We start from the raw sequence: 11144 nt of genomic DNA, 5'->3' as shown, positions 1-11144 counted from the left end.
ACTATACCGATAGGGTTTTATCGGGTTTTTGGGATTAATGATCAAACCACCCGATTATTGTGAATACACTCGGAATACCACTCAAAACTCGCCTTAGGAATACGCTGTTGGGTTGGGTAATCAATATAAGTAATCCCAAAGCGCCGATCATATCCCCAATACCACTCAAAGTTATCCATCAGACTCCAGAGGAAATAACCATTAAGAGGATACCCTTCACTAACAGCGCGATGGGCTGCTTTAAAGTACTCTCGGAGGTACAGAATCCTGTCCGTATCAATCACCTCACCCTTAGCAGTCAATTCATCCTGTGCTGCACAGCCATTCTCAGTGATAAACATCGGCAAATCTGAACGCCCCAGGGTTTCACTGACATGACGAACCCCCCAATAAAGGGAATCTGGTAGGATATTCAGCCAAGGCAGATGCATGCGAGGGTAGCCTTTGGGCATACCAAGGAACTCGTACCCCTGTGGATTGTCAGCAGCCCGGACATAGGTACCAGTGTAAATATTAAGACAAATCCCATCCAGAGGCTGATGAATGATTTGTAGGTCACATGGTCCGATGTCTGGTGCATTGTCTCCTAACACTTCCAGTAATTCAGGACTATAAGCACCAGTCAGAGCAGGGATAATGATACCGCCATTTTGCCCACATAAAGGGAAGGCCTTTTTTGCTGCTGCCACATGGTACGGTGACTCATTGATTGGCACCGTGACGGACAAGTTATCCACAAAGGCGATAGAACAGGGAACCCGGGAAGCACTACGGATGGCTTGACAGCCCAAACCATGAGCTAAAAGGGCATGATGAGAGGTTTGCCATACCTGTTTGATGGATTTAACACGCCTACCGGGAGCATGGATCGGGTCCTGGTCAACCCCATAGCCTAAGTGAGTAAAACACATGATCTCATTAATGGTCATCCAATTGGTAATGCGATCGCCTAATTGAGTGACCACAGCGGTAACATAATCCGCAAAGTCAAACGCCATCTGGCGAGAAAGCCAAGACTTGTATTTGTCTTCTAGGGCTTGGGGAGAGTCCCAATGAAATAGAGTGGCATGGGGAGTAATGCCATGATCTAACAAGCAATCCACCAAGCGCTTATAGAAATCAACCCCTTCCTGATTGACTTTGCCACGCCCGTCAGGAATAATCCGAGGCCAAGCAATGCTAAAGCGATAATCCTTGATCCCTAGTTTGACCATCAGCTCTATATCTTCTTTGTAGCGATGGTAGTGGTCACAAGCGACAGCACCGGTATCACCGTTAAGTATTTTTCCAGGGGTACCACTGAAGGTATCCCACACACTAGGTTTGCGTCCTCCTTCACTTACTGCTCCTTCAATCTGATAGGAAGCGGTGGCTACTCCCCATATGAAGTTGTCTGGGAATTGGTAACTGATTCGATCGCCGTTAGTCATTAGTGATTTGTTATTAAGAAAGGGAGTTACGTACTAGCTCATCCCACGTACTTGAGTCCTGGGACGAGTTAACCTGTCCGCAATCAACGAAGAATCTTAACAGGAATGATAACTTTTGATCCACAGCTTCTCAGGAATTGGGTAGGGTCTTTTAGGGTTGGAAGTCCCCTGTCACTGAGCCGAAATCACTGATATATCAAGCCAGGGACCTTGAGGCCGATAAATTTAACCGACTACCGGTAGCCCTTAACAAGCCACCAACAACCCGGCTTTATGATCCAGATTCACAGACCTTTACCAAGATTTTTAATGAAAATTTAAGATTTTTGACATTTTCGGTTATCGACAGGGATTTCGCCTAAGGTAGAAAGTGCCAAGTCATACTTTGGCTCTGGCTTTTAACTCACCTGCTTATGTGGTTAAATTTTATGAGCATTTTGCCAAACTTTCTCCGTTCTTTGGTAATAACAATCCTTCTGAGCTTTATGGCTCCAGTGGCACTAGTTATTGGTTTACTGGCCGGTTTTGGTATAATAGGATACATTCCGGGCTTAACAGGGTTTGGTCTTACTGCCACAACTGAGCTATTGAAATTTCTGACTATTTTTGGTAGTGGATCCCCCATTCAGGGAGTATTAGTGATTGCCTTTACCTGTAGCCTAGTTGGAGCATTATTTGATCTCTACGCCTGCGCCCGCTACCACAACCTGAATGATAACTAAGGACAATCGTACTCAAATTTGTTCAAACTCCCCTGAGGTATTGGGGATATGGTTGAGATTCAAATTATCTATTATTTATATCTGTACGGGAATTAGCCTAGTGGTTTAGGAAGGGAACCGAACTCAAAGACCTTTTCGGGGTTGATAGATTGATAACAGGTTAAATCAAATCATCCAAGCGGTGACGTTTCGCTAACCGTTAACAATCCTCAGTATGGGTGAAAAAAGTGGATCTAAACCGTAAGGATATGTCACTAGACGGAGGCAAACGATTATGGCACTTATTCGTTGGGACCCTTTCCGAGAATTCACTAACTTACAACGGGAAATGAATCGGCTATTTGATGAATTCACCCCATTTGAAGATCGTGGTCTGAAGGGAACAAGTTTTATGCCAGCGGCGGAACTGCAGGAGACAGCAGAAACCCTGGAATTAAAGCTTGAGATTCCTGGGATAGATTCTAAAGATCTCGATATTCAGGTGACAGAGCAAGCCGTGTCTATTAGTGGTGAGCGTCGGTCTGAAACTAGTACTGAAGAAAATGGGATGACACGTTCAGAATTCCGTTATGGTAACTTTCAGCGGGTGATTCCCTTACCAACACGGGTTCAACACGATCAGGTTAAAGCTGATTACAATAACGGCATCTTGAGCCTGAGTTTGCCCAAAGCAGAATCAGAAAAGCAAAAAGTCTTTAAAGTTAATCTCAATTAGTGTTGGGGTTAATAGCCTAGTTCAGTTAGTCGATAAATTGCTGGTTTGATCAGCGGATTTTTATGGCTAACGATTTCGTAAGCATTCAGCACTCAGCCGTCAGCCGTCAGCTAAAAGTCCAAGTAACTCAGCATTATTCCAATGCTTACCTGTTTTTTTCAAAAGCTGTTCGCCTAGCGTGCGTGGCACAGGCTTCGACGCTGAGATTTAGCTCATTAGCTGATACGCGACACGCTGATAGCTGAATGCTTACACGATTTCGTCAAACCCCAGCGGTGTAAATAAAATTCATAAAGATTGACAGTAAACTTTCTAGTGGAAGACTTGACCTGTCAATCTTTTTATAAGCATTCAGCTATTACCACTTAGATTTAAGGTAAGATGGAATATGATATTTTGTAATATCATGTCCGGATAATTAGTGATAAAACACCATTACCGATTAAACCTTACTCCTTTACTTCTACCTTCTGCCTTCTGCCCTCTGCCTTCGATTCGGGCAAGCGTGTAAGTATTCAACCGGACATGATATAAGTGGCTGCTTAAGCTAGCTCGGTATAGGGTTAGTAAACAGCTAGAGAAAATGTCGCAGAGTCTACCAAAAACTCCTGGGGGGGTGACATGCAAGCTGAAATCCTTACTGGGTAAAAATTTCAGCCGATAATTCACAAAAATATACATTCTGTTTTGGGCAAACATTGGACGTAGTTATAAGGGTTTGAGCTTCCAGAAAATGAATTGAGGGTTAATTTCCGACTGTATCTTCCATGATACCATTGGCATCAAAGCCTTATATAGTAAGCTTTTTGGGGCTCATGTCACCCCCTCAGCAAAAACTCTTATTATTTGTTATAATTAAATTAGGGTAACACCGACAGGGATTATTATGTAACTTAAATTAAAGCCGAAAACCAAGGGTTTAATAGTTGCGCTCTCTATCCCGGTGGAACCAACTTTGGGGTTGACATTTTTATGGCGCTCGCGGGATATTCCGTCAGAGCTTTGGGAGATACCCCCTGGATGTGAAAGCATCTTGCATTGGCGAGCCAGAATTTGCCTTTGGTAGATTTTGGTAGCTAAAAAGTATCGGAGTATATCTAGACTCATCCTTAAGAGCAATTCCTCTCTCGTTATACCCGTAGGGTTAGCGAGAGAGGAATTGCGTCTTTAACGATAGATGTGCGCTTATTGAGGGTGGTCAATGACCCACCCGAGACGTTCGCGTAGCGTCGGCTTTGCCGATTGGAAACAGATGCGCCTATACGAGCGAAGTCCAGTAAACTGGCGGCGCAGCAAAATCGGTAGACTTTGAAGTTACCGTAAGGATAGTGGAGTCTTTATGGTTGGCAGGTTATGCAGAGAAGGGTAAAAATTTATTAATTAAGACTCCACTATCCTAAGGTTTCGTCTCTAGGGAAAAGATGACAGGGCAATGGAAGGCCAACCCTCGAATCATGCATTACATCAAGACTTTTCTTGAAACTCGACACATGAGAACCGCAGGACTTGCGGGGATAGTCTGGGTCGCGAACGTAAGACCATAAAACCCCGCTTAGGGTGGAGGCTGTTGCATTGAAGCACCAAACCAAATCGTGAGGTTTAGGAATCCCAGCTCCTTTGGAGCCGCTACGCGAACGTTATAATCTTTGATTTAACGATGGGAGGATGTCAAAAGCGGCCTCTTGACCGTAGGAAATTTCTACATGGTGTCCATCAGGATCCCTTAGATAGGCTGCGTAACCAGTTGGAGGACCATAATCCTTAGGTCCGTCAAGTAAACAACCCTCTTTGCGAGCAAGTTTGCAGAGCTGATCCACTTGTTCGCAACTGACACAAGCAATACCAATATGACTCGGGGGCAAGATCGGCTTGGCCTCTTCTTCCTCAAGTAGAGCTAGGGCAAAGGGTCTAATGTTGTCGGACATCCAAACTGTCCCTGGTTCTACGCGCAAGCGCACTACTGACATCTGACCATACTTAGCGTAGAAAGCAATACTGGCATTAAGGTTCGTAACAGCTATAGCTAAATGAGTGAAGGCTGTTGTTTTAGTCATTGCAGATTCTGTAGTTTTATTGAGACTGTCCAAAACATATTGAGCAAACACGGGCAATCCAAAGTCAGGTCGATAACCGTGAATGGCATCAGGAGCAAGCTGCTTCATTAGGAAGACTATCGCCCCAGTTACAACTTGACCAGGAACTAAAATCGGGCAACCCGGTGGGGTAGGAATAATGAATGTAGATGAAACCAGTTCTCGCCCAGACGCCATTATCTCATCTATTTCATTGTCTAGCTTCAGGTATTCTATTTTTTCTTCGTCCAAACCCAGGAAGTAGGCGCTCCGTAGGTTCCCTTGCCCAGTTGCCGGGTGAGAACGGAAGCCGGAGTAAAACTCGCTGAAATGAGGCAAAGAAGGCAAATTCAGTGTTAGCTGTTGCAGCTTGTTTTCAAATAATTTGATTTCCACTTGATTGTATTGGCACAATTCCTGCTCCAACCCCTCAGCAATTTTATGCAGGCAATCAAGCAAATATGTTACCGAACCCCAGGTTGTCCCGATATTAGTCATTAATAAAACCGTATTGAGGGAAACCTTGTTAACCTGAATATTAAACTGTTCCATCAGTACAGAATTTTGGAAAGTATAGCCATCGATGCCTGTCTTGCCAATGTACAAAGTCAGCCGCGTGGGGTCGAGAACAAATTCATCATCCTCCCAGGCTTGCTCGATACACTGGAACTCTACTTCTGGATCTTCCTGAGTTTGGTAACTTTTCAGACCTGATGGGCGATAGGTTTCCGGAATCAACTCTTCAGGAGTAAGTATCTTGAAGTATTTTCCTAGCAATGGATGAGTGTTAACCTTCTCCCGCACTATCATTGCCATATCAATCTGGGAATGAACCAATTTGAAGCCTTCCAAATCAACTTGTCGCCGCGCTAAATCCAGAGAAGCCAGAATTTGGTAATTGGGGGAGGTGGTGGTGTGGGTCATGTAAGCCTCTAGAAAATCAATTTCCGACCTACGGTTGAACTCCTCGTCCCAGATGTGAATCATGGATGATTGACGCATGCCAGACAGAGATTTATGTGTTGATTGGGTTGAGTACACCCGAATCTTGACTTGATCTGGATCGGGTAAGAGGTGCTGGTTCAGCCAGGTGTCATCATCCTCTGGGTCAAGCCGATCAAATTGTTCCTTAAAGGCTGCATACTCCTTTCGGTATTGGGGACTGTGATAGCGAGTATGAAGGTCAGTGGCAGCTTGCATTGCTGTACGTTCTCGATAGGTTGAGGTGCAACCAGCAAAGGCAAACCAGGCTTCGTCCCAGAGGAAAACCAGATCTGGCTTGATTGCCAGTATTTCTTCCATGACTCCCTTAACGTTGTAAACAATGCCATCAAAGGTACAGTTTGTGAGTAACAGCATCTTCACCTGCTCCAATTGCCCCTCCCGCTTGAACTTGAGCAATTGTTGCTTGATTTCCTTTAAAGGCACAGCACCATAGATACTATATTCTTTGAGGGAATAGGCATTGAGGTAAAGGGGTTGAGCACCTACTAAGACGATGCCGTAATGGTGAGATTTGTGGCAATTCTGGTCAACCAAGACAATATCACCTGGGCTTACAATTGCTTGCAAAACAATTTTATTGGCAGTTGAAGTCCCATTAGTCACGAAAAAAGTTTGCCTAGAACCAAAGCTTTTCGCTGCTAAATTTTGAGCCTCCTTTAGGGGACCAGTAGGATGTAGTAATGAGTCTAATCCTCCACTGGTTGCTGAAGTTTCTGCTAAAAATAGATTTTGACCGTAGAACTCTCCCATATCCTGAATCCAATCAGACTTAAAGATGGAATTTCCCCGGGAAATGGGCATGGCATGAAATACCCCTGTGGGTTCTTTGCTGTAATTTCTTAAGGCATCGAAGAAAGGGGTTTCGTAACGTTTTTCGATGCCTTGAATAATACTTAAGTGTACTTCAAGATAGTCTTCCTGATTGTAGAAAACGCGGCGGAAATTCTGATTCGTATCAGCATCCACATCAACCACGGATACATCGCTCAACAAGTATAAATCCAACTCTGGACGTAACTTATGTATAATCGCACCTAAAGTAAGACCTCTCGGTTGGTAATATTCCCCAGCTAATTCAGCTTGTTCTAACCCACTCATGTATGTTTCGAGCAGTGACAAACAGTTGTTTGAACGCAGGGGAAAGTCGTAGCCGATAACACAGCATTGAATGCTGTGATTCAACATCAAAGCTGTTAGGGCATCCTCAAAGTTAGAAATGACGATGAGCTGATAAATAAAATTGTCTGTTTTCGAGGCTATTTCTGCCAGTTTTTGGCGTAATTCTTTTTCTTTTTCCGGTGTCATGTCGTCTTCGACAAATAAGACGGTAAAATCGAGTTGATTAGAGTTTTGATTGTACTTATCGACCGATATAATTTGCTGTCCATCTTTCTGTTCGCTTGCAAAAATCTGATCCATGTATGCTTGGGCATACAGTTCAGCACGGCTAGACATCAAACGTATAATTTGAGTCACTTCCCAGGAAAGTCGGGAATATTCCTGGCGCTCAAAGTGCTGCTGCAATCGTCGAAATGCATTTATCCCTGGAAATTTCCAGTAGAGTTCGATGGGTTCGAGAATTTTGAACCCAGCTGCAATTTTTTCCTTTAAGGTGGAGATATCCTGGCCACAGGCGTGAAGAGATTGCAAGCGGTCTGTTGACAATTTCAGTTGGTTCCAGATGTCAACACGCATTGGTAAGGTATTTTTATAGGTGCTGATATACAAGCAATCAAGAATGCGAGTACATGAGTTTTTGGACACAGTTATATTGGATTTAGTTATTACGTCTGTTATTATATATCAATTGGTATTATAGCGTTGTAAGCATTCAGCTATCACCCAAAGGCCAAGGCCAAGGCTGATAGCTGAATGCTTACCCTATTGATAATGTATTGATAATGTCTCAATGGCTGAGAGCTAATAGCTTAATAATGCTGACTACTCTTAGATGCCAAACTCGCCACCACTTTAACTCCAAATTCTTCTTCAAATACCGATTTTTTATAATCCAAATTCCACAGTTCCAAAGCACAATCATCATTAGCAAAAGCTGGAACTAGATATAGATGAAGTGCTTTATCATCGGAGCGATAATCCGACTTAACATGCCGAATTGCTCCAATATGTCTACGGTCTAAAGCAACAGCTAACCGTAACAAAGCACTGAGCTGACTCACCAACAGCCGATGCTCTTGATTGGCCAGATTATTGTAATTCTCATGCTTTTTCTTCGGAGGGCTCTTGCGATGGTAACGGGCCAGATTAGCAATGATTTCAATTTCTGGCTCCAGAAACCCCAACAGTTCAGCATTGCGAATTAAGTAATAAGAATGCTTGTGGTGGGACGAATGACTAATATACACGCCACAGTTGTGTAAAACTGCTGCTGCCCAAAGTAATTCCCGTGCCTGTGTTCCCCAATTGTGGAGTTTTCCTTGGGTTTGGTCAAATAAGCTCAGGGCAAAGTTAGCCACCCGCTGACTATAATCCAGGTTGACCTGATATTTCCCAGCCACTGCGATTACACTCCTTTCCCTGACCTCATCTTGGTAGCGTAGCCGGTCTTCAATCAATCCATGGGTAAGCATCCAGTCAACGATTAAGCCTTCCCGGAGTGATCGTCCACAAATTATGATCGACTCCATTCCCAGAAGCTTCATGGCTTCTAATAAAATGATTGTGCCAGCAACAATAATTTCTGAACGCCTCTCGGACATCTCTGGCAGGGTTGAGCGTTCAGCCAAACTCATAGCAGCTAAGCGCTTGAGCATTTTTTCCAAATCTTGACGAGTCAGCTCATAACCCGTTAGGGGATTAGGTAACATACCCAGATGTTCATAGGCGTGCATCTTGGCTAGGGTCTCAATAGTGCCAGATGTCCCCACTAAACGAGGCTGTTCACTGAGTTTCAAGTTACCCTGGATGTCGTCAACAGCTCGCTCTAACATTCCCCTGATATAGGCTTGCAAATAGAGAAACTCACTTTGGCTGATGGGGTCTGTAGTTACAAACTCCTTTGTAAGACGAACGGCTCCTATTTTTGTGCTACTTAGGGAACGGGGGTTGTGACTATCCCCGAGGATCAATTCCGTTGAACCACCGCCAATATCAATAATGATATGGGGCTGGTTGTTGAATTCCATAGCCGACAACACACCTAGGTAGATGCGTCGTGCTTCCTCCTGACCAGAAATTAGGTTGACCAATAAACCCAATTCTGTATATACCTGCTGTAAAAAAGCCTGGCCATTCCGAGCTTCCCGCACAGCACTGGTTGCTACAGCAACGATGTTTTCAGCATTGAGGCTGGCTGCCAGTTCCTTGCAGCGTTGTAGAGTTGCGATCGCTCTGTTCATGGCTTCGGGGGTCAACTCACCGGTCCGGGGGTTGCAATTTCCTAACCTGACCGTGTCCTTTTCTTTACCAATAATCGTGAATGCCGGGAGTTTGGGATCAATTCGCACTACCACCATGTGAATGGAATTGGTACCAATATCGATGGCAGCAATAATGCGCTCTTGCTCTTTGTCAGGAGTGGAAACATGTAGGAAAATGTCTTGGGTCAGTGAGTTAACCATATTGATGTATCCTGCTTACAGATATCAACCCGAAACCTATCAATAACGATATCTTTAAGGAGACTAACAAAAAATAGGCACTATCTCCTATTGTGAAATTCCTCTGATTCGAGGAAACAATCCGGAAAATTACCTACAAACAAAATTACCAACAAACGAGTCACCATTCCTGCTATGCTTACCCAGCCAAACCCCAATCCCATACCCACCTGGCTAGCCATTATGCGACTGTTGCGATGGGACAAGCCAACTGGACGATTGATTTTAATGGTGCCAGCACTGTGGGCAGTTTTTTTAGCAGCCCAAGGGAAACCACCGATTCCCCTGGTTAGCGTGATTATTCTTGGAACCTTAGCCACCAGTGCTGCTGGCTGTGTAATTAATGACGTTTGGGATCACAATATTGATTCCCAAGTGGCGCGAACTCGCTCACGCCCTTTGGCATCCAAAGCCCTATCGGTCAAAGTTGGTGTAGTAGTTGCCTTAGTTGCTATGGTCTGCGCTGGGGTGATTGCCCTGTATCTTAATGCTTTCACCTTTGGGCTTTGCGTGGCCGCTGTACCAGTAATTGTGTTTTACCCATCTGCCAAGCGAGTGTTTCCTGTACCGCAACTGGTTATGGCCATTGCTTGGGGTTTTGCTGTACTGATTAGTTGGAGTGCCATTACTACTACTCTAGAACCAGCTACCTGGTTACTCTGGGGAGCAACGGTACTTTGGGCATTGGGATTTGACACAGTCTATGCCATGCCAGACCGGGAGGATGACCAGAGGATTGGGGTGCGCTCTAGTGCCTTGTTTTTCGGTAAGTATGCTGCTGATGCCGTAGGTGTGTTCTTTGCTGGTAGTGCTAGCTTGCTTGCTGGCCTGGGAGTTGTGGTGGATCTCCAACTGGGCTTTTGGTTAGCGCTAGTGATAGCGACAGTAGTCTGGATTTGGCACTATACTAGACTACGAAAGCCCAATCATCCCACATCTGTCTATGGAGATATTTTTCGCCAAAATGTCTGGATTGGCTTTGTGCTACTGGTCGGGATGATTATTGGTAGTAATTAGGGACTTGCATCTAAAAAAAATACCAATTAAAGTGGGGTGGGCGAAGTAATCTCAAGAAAGTTGCTAGTTATTCCGTGAGCATTCAGCAGTCAGCGGTCAGCCGTCAGCTTATTTTATTCAAAAGCTGAAAGGTAAGCATTCAGCCGTTGGCCTTGGCCGTTGGCCACGCTACGCGAATGGCTGATAGCTGATACGCGACACGCTGATAGCTGATAGCTTACGTTATCCTGATAACTTTTAGCTTTTGATACCAATAATCGAAAATTGAGTATCTAGGAATACTACTATTTGGTGTGTGGAAGGGATTTTGAGGTAATTTTTGATAATTACTCACTGATAACTAGCAACTGAGATAATCTAATCTAGACCTACCCTACAAGCTAAAAACTGGTATTGTGTTTCTTGGCTAGTCTTTTATTCCTTTGGAAATTGCTAACAGTTAATTGTTGATTATCTGTTTTGTCTGGGAGCATGTCAGTTTTGTTAATCCCTGATTCAGAACCCCCTAAATCCCCCTTAGTAAGGGGGACTTTTGAATCTCAATCTCCCTTAGTAAGGGTAAA

Annotated in this window: 6 protein-coding genes; 3 read left to right on the top strand and 3 right to left on the bottom strand. The window is 44.3% G+C overall.

Annotated features, from left to right (window positions below):
- Positions 1–41: 41 nt before the first annotated feature.
- The gene (locus LYNGBM3L_RS12895) at positions 42–1430 is read right to left on the bottom strand and encodes a GH1 family beta-glucosidase (RefSeq protein ID WP_008183561.1); all 1389 of its coding nucleotides are present in this window, start codon (positions 1428–1430) and stop codon (positions 42–44) included.
- A 428-nt stretch (positions 1431–1858) separates the two neighbouring features.
- On the opposite strand from LYNGBM3L_RS12895, the gene LYNGBM3L_RS12890 reads away from it, so the two are divergent.
- Entirely contained in the window at positions 1859–2152 is a 294-nt protein-coding gene (locus LYNGBM3L_RS12890) for a hypothetical protein (protein WP_044492964.1), read from the top strand.
- A 274-nt stretch (positions 2153–2426) separates the two neighbouring features.
- Positions 2427–2867 carry an Hsp20/alpha crystallin family protein gene (locus LYNGBM3L_RS12885; protein WP_008183559.1) on the top strand — a complete coding sequence of 147 codons (441 nt, stop codon included), beginning with the start codon at positions 2427–2429 and terminating at the stop codon, positions 2865–2867.
- Positions 2868–4504: 1637 nt separating this feature from the next.
- Here the strand turns inward: LYNGBM3L_RS12885 and LYNGBM3L_RS12875 are convergent.
- Together LYNGBM3L_RS12875 and LYNGBM3L_RS12870 are read right to left on the bottom strand one after the other, a co-directional pair.
- Positions 4505–7708 carry an aminotransferase class I/II-fold pyridoxal phosphate-dependent enzyme gene (locus LYNGBM3L_RS12875; RefSeq protein ID WP_161603156.1) on the bottom strand — a complete coding sequence of 1068 codons (3204 nt, stop codon included), beginning with the start codon at positions 7706–7708 and terminating at the stop codon, positions 4505–4507.
- Positions 7709–7872: 164 nt separating this feature from the next.
- A complete protein-coding gene (locus LYNGBM3L_RS12870; RefSeq protein ID WP_008183557.1) occupies positions 7873–9525 on the bottom strand; it encodes a Ppx/GppA phosphatase family protein in 1653 nt (550 codons plus the stop codon).
- A 174-nt stretch (positions 9526–9699) separates the two neighbouring features.
- Between LYNGBM3L_RS12870 and LYNGBM3L_RS12865 the strand changes: the two genes are divergently transcribed.
- Positions 9700–10581, top strand: coding sequence for a 4-hydroxybenzoate solanesyltransferase (locus LYNGBM3L_RS12865; protein ID WP_008183556.1), 882 nt, complete (start codon positions 9700–9702; stop codon positions 10579–10581).
- Positions 10582–11144: the final 563 nt, after the last annotated feature.

Origin of the sequence: Moorena producens 3L, assembly GCF_000211815.1 — a bacterium.
Lineage (GTDB): Bacteria > Cyanobacteriota > Cyanobacteriia > Cyanobacteriales > Coleofasciculaceae > Moorena > Moorena producens.
This window is presented reverse-complemented; position numbering and strand designations above follow the sequence as displayed.

What these genes read in the sequence shown, in the direction of transcription:
- LYNGBM3L_RS12895 (WP_008183561.1), bottom strand. Translation starts at nt 1,430, where the DNA reads ATGACTAACGGCGATCGAATCAGTTACCAATTCCCAGACAACTTCATA.
- LYNGBM3L_RS12890 (WP_044492964.1), top strand. Translation starts at nt 1,859, where the DNA reads ATGAGCATTTTGCCAAACTTTCTCCGTTCTTTGGTAATAACAATCCTT.
- LYNGBM3L_RS12885 (WP_008183559.1), top strand. Translation starts at nt 2,427, where the DNA reads ATGGCACTTATTCGTTGGGACCCTTTCCGAGAATTCACTAACTTACAA.
- LYNGBM3L_RS12870 (WP_008183557.1), bottom strand. Translation starts at nt 9,525, where the DNA reads ATGGTTAACTCACTGACCCAAGACATTTTCCTACATGTTTCCACTCCT.
- LYNGBM3L_RS12865 (WP_008183556.1), top strand. Translation starts at nt 9,700, where the DNA reads ATGCTTACCCAGCCAAACCCCAATCCCATACCCACCTGGCTAGCCATT.